21 protein-coding genes are annotated in these 24,768 nt (G+C 61.4%); 8 read left to right on the top strand and 13 right to left on the bottom strand.

Annotated elements, in window-relative coordinates:
* Positions 1 to 421: 421 nt before the first annotated feature.
* Both purN and purM read right to left on the bottom strand, forming a co-directional pair.
* On the bottom strand, positions 422 to 1,093 hold the full coding sequence (gene purN / locus GGD53_RS02220) for a phosphoribosylglycinamide formyltransferase (RefSeq protein WP_184453135.1): 672 nt from the start codon (positions 1,091 to 1,093) through the stop codon (positions 422 to 424).
* Positions 1,090 to 2,163 (bottom strand): phosphoribosylformylglycinamidine cyclo-ligase, encoded by a 1,074-nt coding sequence (purM, locus tag GGD53_RS02215; protein WP_184453133.1) that lies wholly within the window; start codon positions 2,161 to 2,163, stop codon positions 1,090 to 1,092. Before purM ends, purN begins: the two co-directional genes overlap by 4 nt.
* 244 nt (positions 2,164 to 2,407) lie before the next feature.
* Here purM and GGD53_RS02210 point away from each other — a divergent pair, with 244 nt between their 5' ends.
* The 4 genes from GGD53_RS02210 to ppx all read left to right on the top strand — a co-directional run bounded on the left by GGD53_RS02210 (position 2,408) and on the right by ppx (position 8,040).
* Positions 2,408 to 3,532 (top strand): AI-2E family transporter, encoded by a 1,125-nt coding sequence (locus GGD53_RS02210; protein ID WP_184453506.1) that lies wholly within the window; start codon positions 2,408 to 2,410, stop codon positions 3,530 to 3,532.
* On the top strand, positions 3,525 to 4,238 hold the full coding sequence (gene hdaA, locus GGD53_RS02205) for a DnaA regulatory inactivator HdaA (protein ID WP_184453131.1): 714 nt from the start codon (positions 3,525 to 3,527) through the stop codon (positions 4,236 to 4,238). The genes GGD53_RS02210 and hdaA overlap by 8 nt, the downstream gene beginning before the upstream one ends.
* Positions 4,239 to 4,303: 65 nt before the next feature.
* The gene (locus tag GGD53_RS02200; protein WP_184453129.1) at positions 4,304 to 6,508 is read left to right on the top strand and encodes an RNA degradosome polyphosphate kinase; all 2,205 of its coding nucleotides are present in this window, start codon (positions 4,304 to 4,306) and stop codon (positions 6,506 to 6,508) included.
* Positions 6,509 to 6,519: 11 nt separating this feature from the next.
* Positions 6,520 to 8,040, top strand: a complete 1,521-nt coding sequence (gene ppx, locus GGD53_RS02195) for an exopolyphosphatase (protein ID WP_184453127.1) — start codon at positions 6,520 to 6,522, stop codon at positions 8,038 to 8,040.
* 267 nt (positions 8,041 to 8,307) lie between these two features.
* On the opposite strand, the gene GGD53_RS02190 is transcribed toward ppx, so the two are convergent.
* The 4 genes from GGD53_RS02190 to GGD53_RS02175 all read right to left on the bottom strand — a co-directional run bounded on the left by GGD53_RS02190 (position 8,308) and on the right by GGD53_RS02175 (position 13,579).
* A complete protein-coding gene (locus tag GGD53_RS02190; protein WP_184453125.1) occupies positions 8,308 to 9,666 on the bottom strand; it encodes an esterase-like activity of phytase family protein in 1,359 nt (452 codons plus the stop codon).
* Positions 9,667 to 9,772: 106 nt separating this feature from the next.
* Entirely contained in the window at positions 9,773 to 10,834 is a 1,062-nt protein-coding gene (locus tag GGD53_RS02185) for an adenylate/guanylate cyclase domain-containing protein (RefSeq protein WP_184453123.1), read from the bottom strand.
* Positions 10,835 to 10,910: 76 nt separating this feature from the next.
* Positions 10,911 to 12,056: a ribonuclease D gene (gene rnd / locus GGD53_RS02180; protein WP_184453121.1), complete on the bottom strand. Its 1,146-nt coding sequence runs from the start codon at positions 12,054 to 12,056 to the stop codon at positions 10,911 to 10,913.
* 131 nt (positions 12,057 to 12,187) lie between these two features.
* Positions 12,188 to 13,579 (bottom strand): multicopper oxidase family protein, encoded by a 1,392-nt coding sequence (locus GGD53_RS02175; protein ID WP_184453120.1) that lies wholly within the window; start codon positions 13,577 to 13,579, stop codon positions 12,188 to 12,190.
* A 256-nt stretch (positions 13,580 to 13,835) separates the two neighbouring features.
* Between GGD53_RS02175 and aspS the strand changes: the two genes are divergently transcribed.
* Positions 13,836 to 15,626 carry an aspartate--tRNA ligase gene (gene aspS, locus GGD53_RS02170; RefSeq protein ID WP_184453118.1) on the top strand — a complete coding sequence of 597 codons (1,791 nt, stop codon included), beginning with the start codon at positions 13,836 to 13,838 and terminating at the stop codon, positions 15,624 to 15,626.
* Positions 15,627 to 15,767: 141 nt separating this feature from the next.
* On the opposite strand, the gene GGD53_RS02165 is transcribed toward aspS, so the two are convergent.
* A complete protein-coding gene (locus GGD53_RS02165; protein ID WP_184453115.1) occupies positions 15,768 to 16,955 on the bottom strand; it encodes a hypothetical protein in 1,188 nt (395 codons plus the stop codon).
* A 234-nt stretch (positions 16,956 to 17,189) separates the two neighbouring features.
* Between GGD53_RS02165 and parC the strand changes: the two genes are divergently transcribed.
* Positions 17,190 to 19,445: a DNA topoisomerase IV subunit A gene (gene parC, locus GGD53_RS02160; protein WP_184453113.1), complete on the top strand. Its 2,256-nt coding sequence runs from the start codon at positions 17,190 to 17,192 to the stop codon at positions 19,443 to 19,445.
* A 223-nt stretch (positions 19,446 to 19,668) separates the two neighbouring features.
* Entirely contained in the window at positions 19,669 to 20,127 is a 459-nt protein-coding gene (locus GGD53_RS02155; RefSeq protein ID WP_184453111.1) for an SRPBCC family protein, read from the top strand.
* Here GGD53_RS02155 and GGD53_RS02150 read toward each other — a convergent pair.
* From GGD53_RS02150 to hemB, 6 genes are all read right to left on the bottom strand, one after another.
* Positions 20,117 to 20,506 carry a type II toxin-antitoxin system death-on-curing family toxin gene (locus GGD53_RS02150; protein ID WP_184453109.1) on the bottom strand — a complete coding sequence of 130 codons (390 nt, stop codon included), beginning with the start codon at positions 20,504 to 20,506 and terminating at the stop codon, positions 20,117 to 20,119. The genes GGD53_RS02155 and GGD53_RS02150 overlap by 11 nt on opposite strands.
* Positions 20,506 to 20,727: an AbrB/MazE/SpoVT family DNA-binding domain-containing protein gene (locus tag GGD53_RS02145; protein ID WP_184453107.1), complete on the bottom strand. Its 222-nt coding sequence runs from the start codon at positions 20,725 to 20,727 to the stop codon at positions 20,506 to 20,508. Before GGD53_RS02145 ends, GGD53_RS02150 begins: the two co-directional genes overlap by 1 nt.
* Before the next feature lie 60 nt (positions 20,728 to 20,787).
* The gene (locus GGD53_RS02140) at positions 20,788 to 21,660 is read right to left on the bottom strand and encodes a DMT family transporter (protein ID WP_184453105.1); all 873 of its coding nucleotides are present in this window, start codon (positions 21,658 to 21,660) and stop codon (positions 20,788 to 20,790) included.
* The gene (locus tag GGD53_RS02135) at positions 21,661 to 22,437 is read right to left on the bottom strand and encodes an arginyltransferase (RefSeq protein WP_184453103.1); all 777 of its coding nucleotides are present in this window, start codon (positions 22,435 to 22,437) and stop codon (positions 21,661 to 21,663) included.
* Positions 22,438 to 22,633: 196 nt separating this feature from the next.
* Entirely contained in the window at positions 22,634 to 23,092 is a 459-nt protein-coding gene (locus tag GGD53_RS02130; protein ID WP_064801688.1) for an RDD family protein, read from the bottom strand.
* Positions 23,093 to 23,166: 74 nt separating this feature from the next.
* Positions 23,167 to 24,180 (bottom strand): porphobilinogen synthase, encoded by a 1,014-nt coding sequence (hemB, locus tag GGD53_RS02125; protein ID WP_184453101.1) that lies wholly within the window; start codon positions 24,178 to 24,180, stop codon positions 23,167 to 23,169.
* Between the two features lie 131 nt (positions 24,181 to 24,311).
* On the opposite strand from hemB, the gene GGD53_RS02120 reads away from it, so the two are divergent.
* A complete protein-coding gene (locus GGD53_RS02120; protein WP_064811669.1) occupies positions 24,312 to 24,749 on the top strand; it encodes a DUF6163 family protein in 438 nt (145 codons plus the stop codon).
* Positions 24,750 to 24,768 lie beyond the last annotated feature (19 nt).

Raw genomic sequence — 24,768 nt, 5'->3', positions numbered from 1 at the left:
ATAAACAATGAGAGATGCTTGCCCAATATGGGCGAGCCGCGCAGTGAGATCAGAAGGAACGGAAGGGCCACGGCATGTTCTCTTCTCCCCTCGGGGAGAAGGTGCCGGCAGGCGGATGAGGGGGCTGCACGGCATGCCCTCACGTAACGTTGGGCAACGCCGTACTCCAACCAACCTGAACGTGTTCAAGACAACGCCGGCGCGATCGAACCCGCATACGCATTGTAGGAACGATCGGTTTCGGCGGCCCCCTCATCCGCCCTACGGGCACCTTCTCCCCAAGGGGAGAAGAGGGAATCGAGACGTTGCGGCATGTCATTCGTCGCAAACAGGAGTGGCGGCAGTTAAATATGGGCAGCCATCGAACCGTGACATTGGCACAAGCTCTAGAATAACGACGTTGGCTGACTTTATCTGCAATCTAAGCACAGTCGCCGATCAGCGAAATCAATTGCGTCTTAGGGGCGACGGCGGAAACCTCAGCAGCCACCGCCTTGCCGCCTTCCATCGTCACACGACCCTCGGCAAAGAGCCGCAGCGCCTGCGGGTAGATCTGGTGTTCGACGGTGAGCACCCGCGCGGCAAGACTTTCGGCCGTGTCGCCGGAAAGAACCGGCACAGCGGCCTGCCCGATAGTCGGCCCCTCATCCATGGCTTCCGTGACGAAATGCACCGTGCAGCCGGCGATGCGCATGCCGGCGTCGATGGCGCGCTGATGCGTGTGCAGGCCTGGGAACAGCGGCAGCAGGGAAGGGTGGATGTTGAGCATCCGGCCTTCGTAACGCTGGATGAAGGTCGCCGTCAGCAGCCGCATGTAGCCTGCGAGGCAAAGGATATCGGGGGAAAGCGTATCGAGCGCGGAGAAGATCGCCGCCTCATGCGCTTCCTTGCTGGCATAGTCCCTGCGCGGAAAGGCGAAGGTGGTGATACCTTCGGCAGCCGCCTTGGCAAGGCCGCCGGCCTCTGCCTTGTCCGAGATCACGCCGACGATCTCGGCCGGATAGTCGGCGGCCTTGGCCGCCGCAACCAGCGCCATCATGTTGGAGCCGCCACCCGATATGAAGACGACGACGCGTTTGCGCGGCGTGCTCATAGGGCAAGCGTGCCCTTGTAGACCGTGCCGGCAGCGCCTTCGTCGCGAGCAATCATCCGGCCGAGCGTGACGACCTTTTCGCCTTCGGCGTCCAGTGCTGCGGAAACTGCCGCGACATTCTCTCCAGCGACGACGACGATCATGCCGACGCCGCAGTTGAAAGTGCGCAGCATTTCTTTCGCCTCGACGCCGCCGGATTTGGCGAGCCACGAGAAGACCGGCGGCACCTTGACGGCGGCAAGATCGATCTCGGCGGCCAGATGCTTCGGCAGCACGCGCGGAATATTCTCCGGGAAGCCGCCGCCGGTGATATGCGCCAGCGCCTTCAGCGCGCCGGTTTCGCGGATCGCCTTCAGAAGCGGCTTCACATAGATGCGGGTCGGCTCGAGCAGCGCTTCGCCGAGCTTCCTGCCTTCGGCGAACGGCGCCGGAGCATCCCAGCCGAGGCCGGACAGTTCGACGATCTTGCGCACCAGCGAAAAGCCGTTGGAATGGACGCCGGAGGAGGCGAGGCCGAGGATCACGTCGCCTTCGGCGATATCGCCCGAGGGCAGCAGCTTGCCGCGTTCGGCCGCACCGACGGCAAAACCGGCGAGATCATAATCGCCGGAGGAATACATGCCGGGCATTTCGGCCGTCTCGCCGCCGATCAGCGCGCAGCCTGCCTCGCGGCAGCCCGCGGCAATGCCGCCGACGATCGCCGCGCCCTGGTCGGGGTCTAGCTTGCCGGTCGCGAAATAATCGAGAAAGAACAGCGGCTCGGCGCCCTGGACCACGAGGTCGTTGACGCACATGGCGACGAGGTCGATGCCGACGGTGTCGTGGTAATCGGCGTCGATCGCGATCTTCAGCTTGGTGCCGACGCCGTCATTGGCGGCGACGAGGACCGGATCGGTAAAGCCCGCCGCCTTGAGATCGAAGAGCCCGCCGAAGCCGCCGATCTCGCCGTCGGCGCCTGGACGGCGCGTCGAGCGCACCGCCGGCTTGATCTTCTCGACGAGGAGGTTGCCGGCATCGATGTCGACGCCCGCATCGCTATAGGTCAGGCCGTTTTTTCCAGACTGGCTCATGCTGATCTCCGATGGCTATTTCCAGGCGGCAGACGCGCCGCGTCATCTGCCGGTCGCAATTGCATGACAGGGGCATTTATGCAAGCGCTGCATGGGAAAAGCCCCCAATTTCCCGTGTCTTTAAGCGGCCTTTCCGGGATTTGGCGTGACAGGGTTGACCATCTTTGCGCCTGCATCCTATGTGCTGAATGGCCGCGTCGGACAAGAAGCGGCGTTCGGCGGCGTCGAGCGAAACGGGGAAGCAATGCCACAGCATGTCAGCGGCAACAGTCTGAAGCGCCAGATCTTCTTCTGGCTGGCTGTGCTCGTCTTCTTCATCGCCTTTCTCTATGTGTTCAGCTCGATCCTCTTGCCGTTCATCGCCGGCATGGCGATCGCCTATTTCCTCGATCCCGTCGCCGACCGGCTGGAGCGCCTGGGCCTCAGCCGCATGATGGCGACCGTCGGCATTCTAATTGCTTTTGTCATCGTCTTTGCGCTGGCGCTGATGATCCTCATTCCCGTGCTGATTAGCCAGTTCAATGATTTCGCCGAGCGCCTGCCTGGTTATATCAGTCAGCTGCAGAAATTCATCGCCCAGTCGCAGCATTCGCTGCTGCCGCCGTGGATCAGGAGCCAGGTCGGCACGATCAAGGATAATTTCTCCGGCATCCTCTCCGAAGGCATGGGCTTTCTGACGGGGCTCTTCGCGCAGATCTGGAATTCCGGCAAGGCGATCGTCGACGTCATCTCGCTGCTGGTCGTCACCCCTGTCGTCGCTTTCTATATCCTGCTCGATTGGGACCGCATGGTCGCCAAGGTCGATCAATGGATTCCGCGCGACTACGTGAAAGATGTCCGCCAGATCGCCAGCGAGATCGATCAGGCAATCGCCGGCTTCATCCGCGGCCAGGGCTCGCTCTGCCTCATTCTCGGCATCTATTATGCCGCCGGCCTTTCCCTTGTCGGGTTGAATTTCGGCCTCTTGATCGGCCTCTTCGCTGGGATGATCAGCTTCATTCCCTATGTCGGCTCGCTGGTCGGCCTCGTTCTCGCCGTCGGCGTGGCGATCGTGCAGTTCTGGCCGGATTATCCCTGGATCGGACTTGTGCTCGTGGTCTTCTTCAGCGGCCAGTTTCTGGAAGGCAACATCCTGCAGCCGAAGCTCGTCGGCTCCAGCGTCGGCCTGCATCCGGTCTGGCTGATGTTTGCGCTGTTTGCTTTTGGCGCGCTCTTCGGCTTCGTGGGTCTTCTGGTCGCCGTGCCGGCTGCCGCCGCCGTCGGCGTCCTTGTCCGCTTCGCGCTTTCGCGTTACCTTCAGAGCGATCTTTATTTTGGCGGGTCATCAGGCGGCCGCGCTCAGAAGACGAAATCAGTACCCAATGAATGACGTGAAGAACGCTGATCCGAAGCGCAAGGCCGGAGAACAGCTTCCCTTGGCCTTTTCACATGACGTTGCAACCGGCCGCGACGATCTCCTGATCTCGGAGCGTCTCGCCGCCGCGGTCTCGATCGTCGATGCATGGCCGAACTGGCCGTCGCCGGTCGTGATCCTTGCCGGCCCTGTCGGCTCGGGAAAATCGCACCTGGCCGGCATCTGGAAAGAACACAGCGGAGCGGAGATCATTCACCCCAAGGCCGGCTCCAATGCCGCGGTCACGGCGGCGAACGGCCCTGTCCTGTTCGAGGATGCCGATCGCCTCGGCTTCGACGACAACACGCTCTTCCACGTCATCAACAGCGTGCGCGAAAACGGCACCAGCCTGCTGATGACAAGCCGTCTCTGGCCGATGTCGTGGCCGGTTCTGCTGCCGGATCTGCGCTCTCGCCTCAAGGCTGCCACCGTCGTCGAGATCGGTGAGCCGGATGAAGCCCTGTTGTCGCAGGTGATCGTCAAGCTCTTCGCCGACCGGCAGCTTTATATAGATGACAAACTCGTGCTCTATATCGTCAACCGGATGGAGCGGTCGCTGAATGCGGCCCAGACGATCGTCGAAAGGCTCGACCGGCTGGCCCTGTCGCGGGGCACGAAAATCACCCGAGCTCTTGCTGCCGAAGTATTGAATGAATTGGGAAATTCGGAACCGGCCGATTGACTGTCACAGTTACGTCGTGAAACTGATATAATTGCCGTCGCGATTGAAAACGGGGTAAGCCGACCATGGACAGCGCAGTCGCAGAACATCAGGAACTCACTCCGGAAACCAACGACAACGTGCCCCCGCTGGAAGAGTTGCTGGCCAGCCCCGAGCGCTTCATCAACCGCGAATTCTCCTGGCTGCAGTTCAACCGCCGTGTCCTGGAAGAGACGCTGAATACCGAACATCCGCTGCTCGAGCGCGTCCGCTTCCTGTCGATTTCGGCAGCCAACCTCGACGAGTTCTTCATGGTGCGCGTCGCCGGCCTCGAGGGCCAGGTGCGCCAGAACATCGCCATCCGCAGCCCCGACGGCAAGACACCGGCCGAACAGCTCGATTCGATCCTGCAGGAGATCGACCATCTGCAGATGGAGCAGCAGGCCTCGCTCGCCGTGCTCCAGCAGTATCTCGCCAAGGAAGACATTCTGATCGTGCGCCCGGGCGCCTTGAGCGATGCAGACCGCCAGTGGCTGGCGGCCGAATTCGAACAGGCGATCTTCCCGGTGTTGACGCCGCTATCCATCGATCCGGCCCATCCGTTCCCCTTCATTCCCAATCTCGGTTTTTCGATCGGCCTGCAGCTCGTCAGCAAGAACGGCCGCGAGCCGATGACGGCGCTGCTGCGCCTGCCGCCAGCGCTCGACCGCTTCGTCCGCCTAACTGATGACGGGAACACGATCCGCTACATCACGCTGGAAGACGTCGCCAACATCTTCATCCACCGTCTCTATCCGGGCTATGAGGTGCAGGGTTCCGGTACGTTCCGCGTCATCCGCGACAGTGATATCGAAGTCGAGGAAGAGGCCGAGGATCTCGTCCGCTTTTTCGAAACGGCACTGAAGCGGCGCCGCCGCGGCAAGGTCATCCGCATCGAGACCGATTCCGAAATGCCGGCCTCGCTGCGTCAGTTCGTCGTGCAGGCACTCAGCATCCCCGACAATCGCGTCGCCGTTCTGCCGGGGCTCCTGGCGCTGAACACTCTGTCGGAGATCACCAAGGCGCCGCGCGACGATCTCCGGTTTCAGCCCTACAACGCGCGATTTCCCGAGCGCGTCCGCGAACATGCCGGCGACTGCTTCGCCGCCATCCGTGAGAAGGACATGGTCGTCCATCACCCCTATGAATCCTTCGACGTGGTGGTCCAGTTCCTTCTCCAGGCTGCGCGCGATCCTGACGTTCTGGCGATAAAGCAAACGCTTTACCGCACCTCGAACGACAGCCCGATCGTCCGCGCTCTGGTCGACGCCGCTGAAGCCGGTAAGTCGGTGACAGCACTGGTGGAGCTCAAGGCTCGCTTCGACGAAGAGGCGAATATCCGCTGGGCGCGCGATCTCGAACGCGCCGGCGTGCAGGTCGTATTCGGTTTCATCGAGCTCAAGACCCACGCCAAGATGTCGATGATCGTCCGCCGCGAGGAAGGGAAGCTCAGGACCTATTGTCACTTGGGAACCGGCAACTACCACCCGATCACCGCCAAGATCTATACGGATCTCTCCTATTTCACCTGCAATCCCGTCATCGCCCACGACATGGCTAATATCTTCAACTTCATCACCGGCTATGGCGAACCTGAAGAGGGCATGCAGCTTGCCGTCTCGCCCTATACGTTGCGCTCGCGTATCCTGCGTCACATCGAGGAAGAGATTCAGCACGCCAGGAACGGCAAGCCAGCGGCGATCTGGATGAAGATGAACTCGCTTGTCGACCCCGACATCATCGATGCGCTCTATCGCGCCAGCCATGCCGGCGTCGAAATCGATCTCGTCGTGCGCGGCATCTGCTGCCTGCGTCCGCAGGTGCCCGGTCTCTCCGAGAAGATCCGCGTCAAGTCGATCGTCGGCCGCTTCCTCGAACACAGCCGCATCTTCTGCTTCGGTAACGGCCATGGCCTGCCGTCGGACAAGGCGCTGGTCTACATCGGCTCGGCCGACATGATGCCGAGAAATCTCGACCGCCGCGTCGAGACCATGGTTCCGCTGACGAATCCGACTGTTCATGAGCAGGTCTTGTCACAGATTATGCTCGGCAACGTGATTGACAATCAACAAAGCTACGAGATATTGCCCGACGGTACGTCGCGGCGCATGGAAGTGCGCAGGGGCGAGGAACCGTTCAATGCGCAGCAGTATTTCATGACCAATCCGAGCCTGTCGGGCCGTGGTGAAGCTCTGAAATCAAGCGCGCCGAAACTGATCGCCGGTCTGCTCGAAGGCCGCAACAACAAGTAAAACTGGACCATATGGTTGAATCTGAAGCCCAGGGGCGCCTTCCAGGGATCGCCCCGGTCTCCGTCGTCGACATCGGATCGAATTCCATTCGTCTTGTCGTCTACGAAGGCCTGTCCCGTTCGCCTACGATCCTCTTCAACGAAAAGGTCCTCTGCGGCCTCGGCAAGGGCATAGCCGTCACCGGCAAGATGGACGAAGAGAGTGTCGCCCGGGCTCTGGCGGCGCTGCACCGTTTCAAGGCCCTGTCCGATCAGGCGCGGGCCGCCACCATGTATGTGCTGGCGACGGCCGCCGCCCGCGAGGCGAGCAACGGCCCTGATTTCATCCATCAGGCCGAGACGATCCTGCAGCGCCACGTCCGGGTGCTCTCCGGTGAGGAGGAGGCTCGTTTCGCCTCGCTCGGCATCATCAGCGGCTTCTTCAATCCTGACGGCATTGCCGGCGACCTCGGCGGTGGTTCTCTTGAGCTGATCGACATCAAGGGCAAGGAGGTCGGCAAGGGCATCACGCTGCCGCTCGGCGGTCTGCGCCTGTCGGAATATGCCGGCGGCTCGCTCTCCAAGGCGCGAACCTTTGCCCGCAAGCAGGTGAAGACGGCAAAACTCCTGGCGAAAGGCGAGGGGCGCACCTTCTATGCCGTCGGCGGCACCTGGCGAAATATCGCGAAGCTGCACATGGAGATCACCAATTATCCGCTGCACATGATGCAGGGTTATGAGGTGTCGCTCGAAGCGATGATACTGTTCCTCGATCAGGTGGCCACCGCGCGCGATTCCAAGGAACCGGCCCTTCAGGCGGTCTCCAAGCATCGCCGTTCGCTGCTGCCTTTCGGCGCCATCGCCATGAAGGAAGTCTTGAGCGTCATGAAGCCGTCGGTGATTTCCTTCTCGGCGCAGGGCGTGCGCGAGGGATATCTCTATTCGCTGTTGTCTGAGGCCGAGCGCCGCGCCGACCCGCTGCTGGCCGCTGCAGGCGAATTGGCGATCCTGCGTGCCCGTTCGCCGGAGCATGCCCGCGAACTGGCGGAATGGACCGGCCGCATGATGCCCTTGTTCGGCGTCCAGGAAACCGAAGAGGAAAGCCGCTATCGTCAGGCCGCCTGTCTGCTTGCCGATATCAGCTGGCGCGCCCATCCCGACTATCGCGGCCTGCAGGCGCTGAACGTCATCGCCCACTCCTCCTTTGTCGGCATCAGCCATCCAGGCCGCGCCTTCATCGCGCTCACCAATTATTACCGTTTCGAGGGCCTGCATGACGACGGCGCCACCGGTCCGCTGGCGCAGATCGCGACCCCTCAGTTCATCGACCGCGCCAAACTGCTCGGCGGCATGCTGCGCGTCGTCTATCTCTTCTCCGCCTCCATGCCCGGCATCGTCAAGAACCTGACCTTCCGCAAATCGTCAAGCCCGGACTTCGACCTCGAATTCATCGTACCGCCGGAATATCGCGATTTCGCCGGCGAACGCCTGGACGGCCGCCTGCAGCAGCTGTCGAGGCTGACGAACAAAAGGCTGGCGTTCCGGTTCGAGTAGAGAAGCATTCTTTCCGTGGGCTCTTCCGGCGGTGCGGTCCGTTCGCACTCCCTCATTCCTGTGCTCGTCACAGGAATCCAGCCACCGCGCGTCCTCGCGGTGAATGACTCAATAAGACTGTTAGAAATAGTCTCTCGCGCTCAAGGACTTGGGCGCACTGGATTCCTGTGACGAGCACAGGAATGAGGGAGAAACTTGGGTATCCGCAGCGAAACAAGAAGGGCGGCACCTTCGCGCCGCCCTCCTGATTCCGTACCAAAACCCCAATTACTTCGCGTTTAAGAACGCACCAACTTCAAGCAGGCTGAACTCGTTGTCATCAGCCTTGTCGACGGCGCGGCCGGCCGAGAAGGGCAGGTTATTGTCGTTGCCGATAACGATGTGCGTGGCGTCGACGCGGTCGACGTTTTCGATCGTGACGAACGGCATGTCGTAGACGCCGTCCTTGTTGCCGGCCTTCTTCTTGTTGTCGGGGTCCTGGATGTTCAGGAGGTCGATATAGCCGATCTTGCGGACGGCCTTGCCGACATTGGCGTCGTTGAACTCGATCTTGTAGACGCGCTTCAGCACCGCCGGAGCTTCGAAGCAATCCGGCTTCGGCTGCTTCGGGTCGGCGCAGGCCTTATCGCTGGTGCCGGCGCCGCTGTCGCGCTCGATGACGAGAGCGGTGGAGTCGTCAAGCATGTTGAAATCACCGATCGATACACCCTTGTCTTCGAACGGATAAAGCCAGCTGCGGCCGGTCCACTTCTTGGAGGCAGCCTCGAATTCGATGACGCGGATGGCCGTGTGGCCGTCAGCCGTTTCCATTGTGCCGTCATCCCCGTAGATGGCGCCTTCGAGCAGGCCGTAGAGCTTGGATCCGTCCTTCGACATGGCAAGGCCTTCGAAGCCGCCGGAGCGCTTCAGGTTGAAGACCGGCATCTTGGCGGCCGGATTGCCCGGCAGCTGGATCAGCGGGTTGTCGGGCGAAAGCACCGCCTTGCCGTCGAGCGTCGTCGGGATCACGTCCGTCAGGCGACCTTCGGTATCGACCTTGAGGATGTAGGGACCGAACTCGTCGCCCAGCCAGAAGCCGTCGGCAACCGGCTGGATCGATTCGATGTCGAAGTCGGCACCGGTGAGGTAGCGCTTTTCCGTGCCTTCGAGCACGATCGGGAACGGGGCGATCTTGTTCGGATCGGAGAGGAAGAGGTTCTTGACGACCTCAGCCTTGTTGCCAGTCCAGTCGAACTTCATCTGGTGCAGGAACAGCATGGAGTCGGACGAGTTGGCTTTGGAACCGAAGCCATTATCGGAGAGCGTCCAGAAGGTCCCGTCGGCCATCGTCTTGATGCCCGAGAAACCCTGGATCGGCTGGCCGTCGAACTGAAGCTTGAGGTCGGTCACGCGCGCGCCGTCCTTGCCGGGAACGCTGCCGAGCGCTTCGGTGCGCTTGCGGTCCGGCGTCGTGAACTTGCCGGAATGCTTGAGGAATTCGGGGGCGTCGGCCGGAGCCGGGACCATGGTGTTGGCTGGCAGGATCGCCTGGCCGCCGAGCTTGGCCGGGAACTGCTGCTGGTCGGCCGAAACGGGGCCGGCAATCAGGATGAAAAGCGATACGGAAGCAGAAAGGATGTTCTTCATAATATCCCCACGGAACGGATGCGAATGGCTTCCGCTTAACAGGGCTTCCGTGTCAGCGAATTGACGGTTGGGTGAAGCTTTGGTGACGGCTGATAAATGGACTTGCTCAGCCGTGCAGAACGACTGCGGGCGTGTTCAGAACGGTCACCGCACGCGAGGACAGCGCCATGACGCCGAGTGCCTGGCCGCGTCCCTTGACGGCATGGATCCCGAGATCTTCGCAAGAAATGTCGTCGGGAAAAGTCATGCGCCGGGCCAGCTCCGCCGAGATCAGCACCTGCCGGTTCAGGCTGCGGCAGAGCGTCTCCAGCCGGGCGGTCGTATTCACCGTATCGCCGAAATAGCTGATCTTGTGGTGATCGACGCCCACTTCCGCCGTGATGATCTCGCCGCCATGAAGGGCAACGCGAAGCTTCGGCACCTGACCGTATTTTTTCCGCCAGCCGGCGGCATTGGCTTCGATATCGGCGAGGATATCGAAGATGCAGCGAACGCAGCGCGCATCCTTGACGCCGCGGGCAAGCGGCCAGGTAATGATCGCCGCATCGCCGACATAGTCGTTGATCATGCCCTTGTGGCGCCGCACCGGTTCCGCGAAGGTCGCAAACAGTGAGCTCAGCAGCTGCTGTGCTCTGAGGTCGCCATGCTTTTCGGCAAAAGCAGTCGAATCGACGAGGTCGATGAAGAGGAAGACACGCTCTTCCTTGACCGGATTGCGATAGCGGCTGATGAGCATGCTGACGAATACTTCGCGGCCGAGCAATTCCCGCACGCGCAGGATGAAGATCAGTGCCGAGCAGACGGCAAGCGCATAGAGGAAGACCTCGAACGGCATGATGACGAGGTCGACGAGCGACGACGGCGTCAGCATGCCGAGCGACCAGAGCAGGAGGCCGGCGCAGGCGAAGCCGATGCTCATCAGGATCTCGTAGATCACCAGTTCCGTGATGATGAACAGGAAGGTCGGCAGCCTCTGGATGCGTCGGTAGAGGGTACGAAACAGAACTTTGCGCTCGAAGGCGAGAATCGGCATGCCGATAAAGAGCGCGAAGATCGCCCCGATGACCGGCGTCTGATTGGAGTAGAACATCAGATCGTAGACGACGCCGCTCGCAGCCAGCACGATCGCGATCAAGATCCAGTTCTGCGTTGGAGATATTTCCCGCATGCCGCCTCTTCGCCTGAGGTTTCCTCCAGTCATTGTTTCAGCTGGGAAAAAAGCGTCAAGCGAATTCGATTTGGTTTCAGAGGCTGACGGTTTCAACCTTTCGGCCGGCGAAACGCAGCCCGATCTGACCCTGGATCAGCTGCAGCGCCGGCTCGCCGAAAAGATCGCGCCGCCAGCCGTGCAGGGCAGCGACATCGGCCTTCTCGCCATCGGCGGCAATCTTGTCGAGATCCTCGCTGTTGGCGATCACCTTCGGCGCCACGCCATGTTTTTCCGAGATCAGCTTCAAGAGCACCTTCAAGAGTTCGACGGCGGCAGCTGCGCCCTCCGGGGCCTGTGCCTGACGAGGCACATGCGGCATCTCGGCTTTCGGAAGGGCGAGCGCCGCATTGACCGCTTCGACGACCGCCGTCCCGGCGGCCGAACGCTCCCAACCATTCGGAATGGTGCGCAAGCGGCCGAGCGCTTCTGAATCCTTGGGCTGCTGCTGGGCGACCTCATAGATCGCATCGTCCTTCAAGACGCGCGATCGCGGCACGTTGCGGGCCCGCGCCTCGCGCTCACGCCAGGCGGCGACAAATTTCAGGACCGCCAGCTCCTGCGGCTTGCGCAGGCGCATCTTCAGACGCTGCCAGGCGTCGTCGGGATGCATGTCGTAGGTTTCACGCGCCTCGAGAATGTCCATTTCCTCGCGCAGCCACGATGTGCGGCCTTCGCGATCGAGTTCGGCCTTCAGCGACAGGTAGACGTCGCGCAGATGCGTGACGTCGGCCAGCGCATATTCCAGCTGCTTTTCGGAGAGCGGCCGGCGGCTCCAGTCGGTGAAACGCGACGACTTGTCGATATGGACGTTCTTGATGCGGCTGACCAGCTGGTCGTAGGAGACGCTGTCGCCGAAACCGCAGACCATGGCCGCGACCTGCGTGTCGAAGATCGGATGCGGAATGAGATTGCCGCGGTTGAAGATGATTTCGATGTCCTGGCGCGCCGCGTGAAAGACCTTCAACACTTTCGTGTCCGCCATCAGCTCGAAGAACGGGGCGAGGTCGATGCCCTTCGCCAGCGGATCGACGAGAACCTCCAATGTCGGGCTTGCCATCTGGATCAGGCAAAGCTCCGGCCAAAAGGTCGTCTCACGCAGGAATTCGGTATCGATGGTGATGAAGTCGGACTTGGCCAGCTCTTTGCAGGCGGCCGCCAATTCGGCGGTGGTTTCGATCATATCATTTCATTCGCAAGGAAAAGGTCGGTTGAACCTTCCTTCTCCTTTCGCTTCGATATGTCAATACAACAGCATAAGCTTCGAGCATTGCTGAAGAAGAATCACGTCCAAACTGAGGCAAGGCGAATGCTTCAGCTCACTCTGATATAGCTGGTCATTCCCGTCTTCTGATGTTCGATGATATGGCAATGCAGCACCCAGTCGCCGGGATTGTCGGCGACGAGGGCCAATTGCACCTTCTCATCCGGCTGGACGAGGTAGGTGTCGGACACCAGTGGCATCACCTCGCGCGTCGAGGAGGAGATCACCGTGAAACTCATTCCGTGCAGGTGGATCGGATGCGCGTGCGGCGTGGTGTTCTCGAGGTTGAAGACATAGCTCCTGCCGAGCTTCAGTTCCGCCAGCGGCGCCGTCGGATCGGGCGTGTCCCCGGGCCAGGGCACCTTGTTGATCGCCCAGAAGCTGTAGCCGAGCGTGCCGCAGATGCTCTCCACGGCGGCATTTTCCGCAGTGGCGCTCAACACCAGCGGGATCTGTTCGGCAGCGGTAAGATCGGCCTTCGGAACAGGATTCTGGCCAAGCGGCCCGAGATCGCCGATATCGCGCTTCAGCGATGCCCCGACCGCACGCAGGCTGGCGATCGTCTTCGGCGCCGTGCCGCGAATATCTTCCAGTGTCGCGACGGCGCCTTCATCGTCCGGCATGCGCACCACAAGATCGAGCCGCTGGCCCGGCCCGATCTGCAGAAGGTCGAGAGGGAAGCGTTTCGGCACCGGATTGCCGTCGATGGCGATAACGGTCGCATCGGCGCCCGCCATCTTCAGCGAGAAGATGCGCGTCACGTCGGTGATGGCAATGCGCAGCCGCACCAGCCCGCCGGCCGGCGCATCATATTGCGGCTCCCGGCGCCAGTTGGCCGTACGCACCGTGCCGTAGGTGCCGCTCTTGGCAGCGTCGCGCGGCCGGAAGGGCGCGATGAACTGCCCGTCGCCTCCGAGCCGCCAGTCGCGCAGATTGAGCAGCACCTCCGCGTCGAACTCCGGATCGGCCGGATCCTCGACGACGAGCATGCCGGTCATGCCGTGTCCCATCTGCGTCAGCGTGTTGCAATGCGGATGATACCAGAAGGTGCCGGCATCCGGCGGCGTGAAGACATAATCGAAGCTGTCGCCGGTATAGATATAGGGCTGCGTCACGAAGGGCACGCCATCCATGCGGTTGTCGATGCGAAGCCCGTGCCAATGGATCGTCGTCGGCTCATCGAGCCCGTTTTTCAGCCTTGCCGCGTAGGGCCGCCCCTTGGTCATCCTCAGAACCGGCGGCATGCCGTCATGGCCCCAGCTCATGACATCCCTGGTCGGACCCGCCTCGGTCAGCAAAGCCTCGGTTTTCACAGCCGTCAGCAGCTGCGGCTCCGGCGCCGCCTCGGCAAGCCCGAATTTGCCCGCAACGGCGATGCCGGCGCTATAGGCGCCGGCGACGGCGGATGCCTTCAGAAGGTTGCGGCGGGTCAGCAGAGGCATGCGGAGGCTCCAGGATGAGAATGCCGACCCTTTTAAAGTTGAGCCGCATCTTCATCAATACGGGAAACGCGGCCAAACTGCCGCAGCCTGCGGGTCGCAGCCTCGCCATAAACGCATGCCAAACCGAGGGGCGGGGCGCGCTAAGCCTTGACAAATCGGAGCGTCCATGCGCTTTTCCGCCCGATTTTCTTGTCGGCGCGGGAAGGGTCCTCGAACCCCTGCTGCCGTCTTCAGCCACATGCCAGGATTTGAGATCATGCATCGCTACCGCAGCCACACATGCGCCGCCCTCCGCAAGACGGATGTCGGCTCGACCGTCCGCATCGCCGGCTGGGTCCATCGCGTTCGCGACCATGGTGGCGTTCTCTTCATCGACCTTCGCGACCATTACGGCATCACCCAGGTCGTCGCCGACCCGGATAGCCCCGCCTTCAAGACGGCGGAAACCGTGCGTGGCGAATGGGTCATCCGCATCGACGGCCTCGTCAAGGCCCGTACCGAAGACACCGTCAACAAGACCATGGCGACCGGCGAAATCGAGCTCTACGCGCAGGAGATCGAAGTGCTCTCCGCCGCCAAGGAATTGCCGCTGCCGGTGTTCGGCGAACCCGACTATCCGGAAGACGTTCGCCTCAAGTATCGCTTCCTCGATCTTCGCCGCGAAACCCTGCACAAGAACATCGTCAAGCGCACCCAGGTGATTTCGGCCATGCGCCGTGAAATGGGCGGCGCGGGCTTCACCGAGTATAGCACGCCGATCCTGACGGCCTCCTCGCCGGAAGGCGCGCGCGACTTCCTCGTGCCGAGCCGGATTCATCCCGGCACCTTCTACGCTCTGCCGCAGGCGCCGCAGCAGTACAAGCAGCTCTTGATGGTCGCAGGTTTCGACCGCTACTTCCAGATTGCGCCGTGCTTCCGTGACGAAGACCCGCGCGCCGATCGCCTGCCGGGCGAATTCTACCAGCTCGACCTCGAAATGAGCTTCGTCACCCAGGAAGACGTCTGGAACACGATGGGTCCGCTGATGACCAAGGTGTTCGAGGAGTTTGCCGAAGGCAAGCCGGTCACCAAGGAATGGCCGCGCATTCCCTATGACGAGGCGATCCGCAAATACGGCTCCGACAAGCCTGATCTGCGCAACCCGATCGTCATGGAAGCGGTGACCGAGCATTTCGCCGGTTCCGGCTTCAAGGTCTTCGCCGGCATGATCGCCTCCAACCCGAAGGTCCAGATCTGGGCGATCCCGGCCAGAACGGGCGGCTCGCGCGCTTTCTGCGACCGCATGAACGCCTGGGCGCAGAGCCAGGGCCAGCCGGGCCTCGGCTACATCTTCTGGCGCAAGGAAGGTGAGAAGCTCGAAGGCGCCGGACCGCTTGCCAAGAACATCGGCGAGGAGCGCACCGATGCGATCCGGACCCAGCTCGGTCTCGGTGACGGCGACGCCTGCTTCTTCGTCGCCGGCGAGCCGGAAAAATTCTATAAGTTTGCGGGCGAGGCCCGCACCAAGGCCGGCGAAGAGCTCAACCTCGTCGACCGCGACCGCTTCGAACTCTGCTGGATCGTCGACTTCCCCTTCTTCGAATGGAGCGAGGAAGAGAAGAAGGTCGATTTCGCCCATAACCCGTTCTCGATGCCGCAGGGTGGCCTCGACGCACTGCAGAACCAGGATCCTTTGACGATCAAGGCCTTCCAGTATGACGCCGTCTGCAACGGCTTCGAGATCGCCTCGGGTTCGATCCGCAACCAGTCGCCGGAAACCATGGTTGCCGCCTTCGAGAAGATCGGCCTCACGCAGCAGGACGTCGAGGACCGCTTCGGCGGCCTCTACCGCGCCTTCCAGTATGGCGCGCCCCCGCATGGCGGTGCTGCCTTCGGCATCGACCGCATCATCATGCTGCTCGTCGGCGCGAAGAACCTGCGCGAAATCTCGCTCTTCCCGATGAACCAGCAGGCTCAGGACTTGCTGATGGGCGCACCGAGCCCGGCAACGCCGACGCAGTTGCGCGAGCTTGCGATCCGGCCGATCCCACCGGTCAAGAAGGACTGAGTTCGGCTCATTGTCGAATGAGAAAGCCCGGCGATCGCAATCGCCGGGCTTTTTATTTGTGCCGGATGCCTGCATATGCCTGAAATAGAAAGGCTCGGCAGCGGAACTGCCGAGCCTGCTCTCATGAAAAAAGCCAAGCGATTAGTCGTTGGCCGAAACCTTGACGCCGAGCACCTGCGGCAGCGTGTTCGGAGCGCCCATTGCAGCACCCACAATTGTCGGGAACGGCACCGGCTTTTCGGGAGCGGCCTTGACGGTCAGGCTCTTCGGGTCGTCGAGGAAGGTGTTGACCGCGGCCGAAACGGCGTTCTGCAGTTCCGGGATATTAAGCTGCGCCAGCATGATCGGCGTCATCGCCTTCAGCGAATCCGCCATCTGCTTGCCGGACATGTTCTGCTGCGAACCCGCATAATCCAGCGCACGTTTGGTGATCGACGCATCTTCGAAACGCACCTGTGCGGCCTCGAAGGACAGCTGCTGCATCAGGCCGAGCATGGCAAGGCCGAGCGCCTGCTGCGACTGTTCCTTGTTCGGATTGGCTTCGGATTCCTTCATCGCATCCTGCATCGATTTCATGAAAGCCATCGTGTAACCCGAGATCTTGAAGCCAAGATTCAGCTTGCCGATGTTGGTGAAGTCGAAGGCGAATTCCGAAATATCGATCGTGCCGGGGGCGAGTTCCCAGGCGCCCTTCATGGTAATATCGCCCTGGACGTGCTGCAGGGCGAGCTTCTCGATCGCGTCCTTGCTCTGCGCGTCTTCGGCCTTGCTGAGATCGGCCTTCATGCTTTTGAAGGCGCCGTCGAAATCGAAGCCGGATTCGTCTTCGCGCAGCGTCAGGTTCATGTCGGTTTGGAGCAGCGAGAACACTTCCGCACCGTCCTTGACCACCTTCAGCGGGCCGGTATGGGCGGTTTCGTAAAGCATCATGGTATCGAGCGTATCGCCGCCAGCCGTTGCCGGCACGGAGATGCCGCCGAGCGTCAGCTCCTGCGCCGTCACGGTCACGCCGTCTTGGGTCTTGTTGATGTCGGGGAAGGCAGCTTCTTCGATGTAATAGCCGCCGTCCTCGTCTTCTTCGACGCCGGAAAGGGTGATTTCGCCGATGGGCAGGCTTTCGCCGCCGGTCGGCTTGAGGGTGACATTCTTCAAGGTCACGGTCGTGCCGTCGATGTCGATGTTCTCAGCTGCAATGGTCCCGCCCTGTGCGGCATAAGCGGCATTGATCTTGTTCAGCAAATCGGTGCCATCGAGAGCGAAGGCCGAGCCGGCGAGCGAGAAAAAGGCGGCGCCCGACAGCATCAGCCGCGTTGTCCGGTAAAAGTTCATGGGTGATTCCTCTGGTGGCGTGTGGCGGTTCTAAAATCTGCAGTTACGCTACTACGGATTGGGCCCGCTTTATATTTACGGACTTCTAAATTTCCGTTGAAAGGAACGGCAAACGAAGTCCAAATTGCGGCGGAACGTTTGTCTCATCCTTTGATGTCGGTGCCAAGACTTCATCCACAGCTGCAATGGCCCGGATTCCTTGCCCGCCGGCCACTTCTGGGCTAGTCAGAACCCATGGGACAAGAGATTTTGCCGCCCTCCGGCGGAGACGACGACAACATCCAGCCGGTCGACCTCAAGGCGGCGCTCGAGCAGCGCTATCTCGCCTATGCGCTGTCGACCATCATGCATCGCGCGCTGCCTGACGTGCGCGACGGGCTGAAGCCCGTCCATCGCCGCATCGTCTATGCCATGAACGAGATGGGGCTGAGGCCGACCTCGGCCTTCCGCAAATGCGCCAAGATCGTCGGCGAGGTGATGGGTAACTACCACCCGCACGGCGACCAGTCGATCTATGACGCGCTTGCCCGTCTCGCCCAGGATTTCTCGCAGCGCTACACGCTGGTCAACGGCCAGGGCAATTTCGGCAATATCGATGGCGACAGCCCCGCCGCCATGCGTTACACCGAATCGAAGATGACGGCGGTCTCCGAACTGCTGCTCGAAGGCATCGATCAGGACGCCGTCGATTTCCGCGACACCTACGACGAATCGAATTCTGAGCCGGTTGTGCTTCCTGGCGCCTTCCCGAACCTGCTCGCCAACGGCTCCTCCGGCATCGCCGTCGGCATGGCGACCTCGATCCCATCGCACAATGCCCACGAGCTTTGCGACGCCGCCCTGCATCTGATCAAACATCCGGATGCGACCGTCGAAAAGCTTGTCGAGTTCGTCCCCGGCCCGGATTTCCCCACAGGCGGCATCATCATCGACAGCCGCGACAGCATCATCGAGAGCTACCGCACCGGCCGCGGCGGTTTCCGCGTGCGGGCGAAATGGCAGACCGAGGATCTCGGCCGCGGCGGCTTTCAGATCGTCATTACCGAAATTCCCTTCCAGGTGCAGAAGTCGCGGCTGATCGAAAAGATCGCCGAGCTGCTGATCGCCCGCAAGCTGCCGCTGTTGGAAGATATCCGCGATGAATCGGCCGAGGACATCCGAGTCGTCCTGGTGCCGAAGTCGCGCAGTGTCGATCCGACGATCCTGATGGAATCGATGTTCAAGCTGACGGAGCTCGAAAGCCGCTTCCCGCTCAACATGAACGTCCTGTCCATGGGACGCATCCCCAAAGTCATGGCACTGAACGAGGTGCTCAAGGAATGGCTGGACCACCGCCGCGAGGTCCTGCAGCGCCGGTCGCGCTTCCGTCTGGCCGCAATCGAAAAACGTCTTGAAATCCTCGGCGGTCTTCTGATTGCCTACCTCAACATCGACGAGGTGATCCGGATCATCCGCGAGGAAGACGAGCCGAAGCCCGTCATGATGGCGCGATGGGATCTGACCGACAATCAGGTCGAGGCGATCCTCAACATGCGGCTGCGCGCCTTGCGCAAGTTGGAAGAGTTCGAGATTCGCAAGGAGTTCGATGAACTCACCAAGGAAAAGAGCGAGATCGAGGCGCTGCTTGCTTCCGACGACAAGCAGTGGCAGACGGTTGCCTGGGAAATCGGCGAGGTGAAGAAGAAATTCGCCAAGGCGACCGAGGTCGGCCGCCGCCGCACCCAGTTCGCCGAAGCGCCTGAGGCCGATGAAGAGGCGATCCAGCAGGCGATGATCGAGAAGGAACCGATCACCGTCGTCATTTCCGAAAAGGGCTGGATCCGCGCCCTGAAGGGCCACATCGCCGACACGGCGACGCTGACCTTCAAGGAAGGCGACGGCTTGAAAATGGCCTTCCCGGCGCAGACGACCGACAAGATCCTGATCGTCACGACAGGCGGCAAGGCCTTCACGCTCGGTGGCGACAAGCTGCCGGGCGGTCGCGGCCATGGCGAACCGTTGCGTATCATGGTCGACATGGACAACGACCAGGCGGTGCTGACCGCCTTCGTCCACGATTCCTCGCGCAAGCAACTGATCGTCTCGACGGCCGGCAATGGCTTCGTCGTTCCAGAGGCGGAGCTGGTCGCCAATACGCGCAAAGGCAAGCAGATCATGAATGTCGCGCTGCCGGAGGAAACGCAGCTGCTGGTGCCGGTTAGCGGCGATCATGTCGCCGTCGTCGGCGAAAACCGCAAGCTGCTGGTCTTCCCGCTCGCGCAGGTGCCGGAAATGTCGCGTGGTAAGGGCGTGCGCCTGCAGCGCTACAAGGATGGCGGCATTTCCGACGTCCGCTGCTTCGCGATCTCAGACGGCCTCGTCTGGGAAGACAGCGCAGGCCGCACCTTCACGAAGAGCAAGGACGAGCTCGCCGAATGGCTGGGCGACCGCGCCAGCGCCGGCCGCACCGTACCGAAGGGCTTCCCGCGCAGCGGCAAATTTGCCGGCTGAGGCTTTACAGCGCTGCGCGCCTGTTCAGGTGCGCAAAGGACTGCCGTAACACCTTGATTTTCTGTCGAATTAAATTCCGCGCTCGGCTCTTGGCGGGCGCGGGAACTTCTCTATCTCATTGCTGTTATCAAAAATAAGAGAAGGCCGGTTGCGTGGGCGGACGGAACGGCTGTGGTTCGTTGCGCTTCGGGAAGGCGCGCGTGCCCCTACCGGAGGAAAATCGATGCCCGCCAGCACCATCAAATTGCATGTCAGCCAGACCTACAAGGCCCCGCCCGCTGTGGTCTACGACGCCTGGCTTAACCCCGAAATTGCCCGCCGCTTTCTGTTTGCGACCGATGATGGTCACGTCATCCGTGCCGATATCGATCCGCGCGTCGGCGGCCGTTTCTTCGTCGTCGACCGCCGCCCGACCGGCGACGCCTTCCATCAGGGCGTCTTCCTGGAATTGAAGCGCCCGCAACGCATGGTCTTCAGCTTTTCCGTCGAGGAGCACGACCACAATTGCGATCGCGTCGAAATCGACATCGAGCCTCTCGGCGGCGGCAGCCGCCTGACATTGACCCACGAAATGTGCGCCGAATGGGCCGCACACGAGGAGAAAACACGGCAAGGCTGGGCACATGTCGTCGAAGCGCTCGGCAGGGAACTGGAACAGCAGCAGTTGAAGGCTACCGGTTGAGCGGCACGCTGAAGTCACGCAGAAAGCGCGTCGCACCTTCCTCGTCAATCTCGCCGGCGGCGATGGCAAGGACGAAAGCGTAGAGATTGGCGTCGGTGGTCTCGATCTCGTAGCCATTTTCGAGAAGGAATACACCGGCGGTGACGATCGCGATGCGTTTGTTGCCGTCGCCGAATGCGTGGTTGCGGGCAAGGCCGAAAAGATATGCGGCGGCGAGTTCGATGACATCGTCGCAACCGTAATTGGCCTTGTGCATCGGCCGGCCGAGGGCGGATTCCAAAGCGCCTTCGTCACGCAACCCGGCAAGCCCGCCGAAGCGCTCGATCTGCATTGTCTGCAGAGTCTCCACCAATGGCCTTGTCAGGAATTTGAAGGCCATTATTCGGCCAGCTTCTTCAAAGCGACCTTATACTTGTCCATGAAATGTCGTGCCGCCCCAAGCTGACGAGACAAATCTTCGTCAGCCGGCCTCAAATTGATGCCGCCCTTTTCCACTTGCAGTTCCAGCGAGTCGCCTGTTTTTAATCCGAGGCGTTCGAGGACCTCTTTGGGAATGATGACACCCTCGGAATTTCCGATCTTACGGATCGTGACGTTCATCGCTCTATCCCCTGTGGTAACGCCGTTATAACACGGTGCCGAGTGGGCGACAATGTCACATCATGAGACTTGCCTGGCGCTCTTGCGTCGCGCCATCCAGAGGGAATGCGCGGCTATTGTCGCCGTCAGGATGCCGCCGCCGACGAGCGTCGTCGTTACGGGCGTTTCGGCAAAGATCAGCCAGACCCAGATCGGCGCGAGCACCGTTTCCAAGAGATAGAACATGCCGACTTCAGGCGCGGACAGATAGCGTGGCCCTGTCGCCAGGCACCAGAAGGCGACCGGCATCACGATGGCGCCGTTGAAGAGGATCCAGCCGGGATGGGCGATAGAAAGCCCTGAGGGCAGAGCCTGCGTGAGGCCGAGTACAGCCGGCAGGATGGCGGCAAGCAGCGGCACGAAGCCCATTTGCCGGCGCGAGGCACGCCCGACCGTAATGGCTGCGGCAAGAATGAGCGCGCTGAGAAGCGCCATGGCGTCGCCAAAAACATGGCCGCTGGAAAGTCCTTCGCTCACGATCAATCCGACGCCGAGGACCATGAACAGCATGGCGACCAGCGTTGCGGCCGGGGGCTTCTCCTTGAGGAAAATCCAGGAAAGAAGAGCCCCGAACATCGGGTTGAAGGCGACGATGAAGACGACATTGGCGGTGGCCGTGTTGAAGACGGCCAGCACGAAGGTGAGGGAAGAGAGACCGTAGAGCAGACCGGCGATCAGACCGGGTCGCCCTGGAACGAGCACCGGCCACTTGCCCGAAACGAGGCGCATTGCTCCGAGGATGGCGAGCGTGGCGATAACCGTTGCTGCGCTCCGCACTCCGAGAATCGACCAGATGTCGCCGTCGCCAAGGCGCACGAGCGGGATATCCATGGAAAGCGCCAGCCCGCCGATCGCCGTCAGCAGCAGGCCTTTCCGATGATCAGTGGGGAACATTCAGTCGTGGGTGCTTTCGGGCATGGAGGAGGGGTCGAAACGTTCCCAGCCGCGCGGGGTCAGATGCTCCTGCGGCTGGAAACGGGTCTTATAGTCCATTTTCCGTGATCCCTGAACCCAATAGCCGAGGTAGACATGCGGCAGACCGAGCGCTTTCGTGCGCCTGACATGGTCGAGAATCATGAACGTGCCGAGCGAACGCCGCTCGAGCGCCGGATTGAAGTAGGAATAGACCATCGACAGGCCGTCGCTCATCGTGTCGGTCAGTGCGGCGGCAAGCAACTCACCCTTCGGCCGCTCCTCCAGCCCGGAGCCTTCCTCGCGCCGGCGGTATTCGATGATTCGCGTGTTCACATGCGTGTCTTCCACCATGATCGCATAATCGAGCACGGTCATGTCGGACATGCCGCCCTGCTGATGGCGGAAATCGAGATAGCGCCGGAAGAGTGAATATTGCTCGCTGGAAGGCTGGGCTGCGAATTCGGTGGCGATGACGTCGGAATTGGCGGCAAGCGCCCGTTTCATCGATTTCGTCGGTTCGAATTCCTGCGCGAGAATCCGCACGGAAACGCAGGCGCGACAGGATTCGCAGGCCGGGCGGTAAGCGATGTTCTGCGAGCGGCGAAACCCGCCCTGGGTGAGGATGTCGTTCATTTCGGCGGCCCGCGGGCCGACCAGATGGGTGAAGACCTTGCGCTCCATCTCATGCGGCAGATACGGACACGTAGCCGGAGCCGTCAGATAAAACTGCGGGGATGGCGTCGTCTGCGTATTCATGTGTCGCGGAAATTTCCTTGTCGAGACAGTGCCGTTTTCTGACAGCATGACCTAAGAATAGAAAACGTCAACAGCGCGGCGGCCTTCGCCGTATATTTCAGTCTTCTAATTTTGGATATGGAGCGTCGTCATCCCCGGTACAGGGGAAGGCGGAGACTTTTTCGTCTCCGCCGCCAGGATCTCAGGCAGGCAGGTCTCAGGCAGTGCGCACCGTCACCGTGCCGACCAGGAGGTCGTGGATGAGACGGCTGCGCTCGATAAACAGGCCGGCAAGCAGGATGAGCGGCGTCAGTACCGAGTTGAGGATCCAGAACAGCGCCAGATGCACGATCGCTGTCAGGAAATCCATCGGCCGTCCATCGACGCGCACGATCGCGATCCCCATTGCCCGCATGCCGAGCGAAGCCTGGCTCGGCCCGCCTACCGTCAGGCCGAAGTAAAGGCCGGCGACGATGACGAAGAGGGCAGGGTAGAGGAAGAAGCCGAGGCCGAGCGTGACGATCGACAGGAAGAACAGAACGATCGCGGCGGGAATGCACAGCAGCGCGACGATGAGGTAATCGAGGATGAAGGCAAAGACACGGCGGCTCAACACGCCGCTATAGGCGCGCCAGTCCTCCGGTGCGGCATAAAGCGGATTGGGGTTGTAGCTCATCTCAATCTCCTCTCGCAAAAGCGACGCCGCTGATATGGTGTCGGCGGGGCGAAATACAATCATTCGCCCCGAAATCACCTCTTTGCGAGAATTTTCGCCACCTCGACCGCGAAATAGGTGAGGATACCGTCGCATCCCGCCCGCTTGAACGACAGCAGCGTTTCGAGCATCGCCCGCTCGCCGTCGATCCAGCCGTTCATCGCTGCGGCTTTGATCTGCGTATACTCACCGGAAACCTGGTAGGCGAAGGTCGGCAGGCCGAAGGCCTCCTTCATCCGCCAGCAGATGTCGAGATAGGGCAGGCCGGGCTTGACCATCAGCATGTCGGCGCCTTCCTCGACGTCGAGGGCGGCGTCGCGGATAGCCTCGGTGCCGTTGGCCGGGTCGATATAATAGGTCTTCTTGTCGCCTTTCAGCAGCCCGCCGGTCGAGATCGCCTCGCGATAGGGGCCGTAGAAGGCGGAAGTGAATTTCGTCGCGTAGCTCATGATGCCGACGCTCTGGTGGCCGGCGGCGTCGAGCGCCATGCGGATGGCGCCGATGCGCCCGTCCATCATCTCCGACGGCGCGATGATGTCGGCGCCGGCATCGGCCTGCATCACGGCGGCGCGGGACACCTGATCGACCGTCTCGTCGTTGACGATCTCGCCGTCTCTCAGAATGCCGTCATGGCCATGGCTGGTGAAGGGGTCGAGCGCGACGTCGGTGATGACGCCAATATTGGGCACCGCCTTCTTGATCGCCGCCGTGGCCTGGTTGATCAGATTGTTGGCCTCGAGGCTGTTCGAACCCGTCTCGTCGCGCAGCTCCATCTCGATATTGGGAAAGGTCGCCAGCGCCGGAATGCCGAGATCGGCCGCTTCGCGCGCGGCCTCGACGGCCTTGTCGATGCTCATGCGATTGACGCCGGGCATGGCCGGGATCGGATCGATGATACCGGAGCCCGGCACGATGAAGATCGGCCAGATCAGGTCGTCGACCGTCAGCCGGTTCTCCTGCACCAGCCGGCGCGTCCAGTCTGCCTTGCGATTGCGCCGCATGCGGCGATGGCCGGTGATGTCGTCGACGAGATGCGTCTTATCCTGCATGATATCTATCCCTGGCCCATTCCATTTATCGGAGCGCTCATTATCATGGCGCCCGGAAAATCCAAACCGGACGATTGGCCGCGGCGGAAAAACTGCTTGTAACGATCCGATCCCGAACCGATGTTTGCGCCATGGAAACCGATTCCCCGACAATACCGAAACGCACTCTGGCGGATCTTCTCTTCATCCTGTTCCTGAGGTTGGTGGCCGTATCCTGCTTCTGGTTCGGGCTGCAATATTGGGCGATGCTCGTCGGCTATTCCCTGGTCGGCGCCGGCCGCTTCGATCTTTTGAGCCTGCCGTGGAAGGTGGCGAGCACCAGCCTTGCCGTGCTTTTCCCCGTCGCCTCGCTCGGCCTCTGGCTCACCGTCTCCTGGGGGCCGGTTATCTGGGTGCTGGCAGCAGGCGGGCAGATCCTGATGTATGGTCTGCTGCCTGACATTTTCGGGCCCAACAAGCTGATCATCCTGCTGCATCTCATGGTCGCCGCGGTCTACTGCATTTTCCGCCTGTTGCTCTGGCTGGAAAAGCGCCGGCACCGCCGCCAGGTAAGTGTTGATTTACCCTGAGACAACGTGGAGTTTCCGG

Origin of the sequence: Rhizobium aethiopicum, assembly GCF_014197535.1 — a bacterium.
In the GTDB taxonomy this organism is placed as follows: Bacteria; Pseudomonadota; Alphaproteobacteria; order Rhizobiales; family Rhizobiaceae; genus Rhizobium; species Rhizobium aethiopicum_A.
The sequence above is the reverse complement of the archived record's forward strand: the minus strand, read 5'-3'. Positions and strand labels throughout refer to the sequence as shown.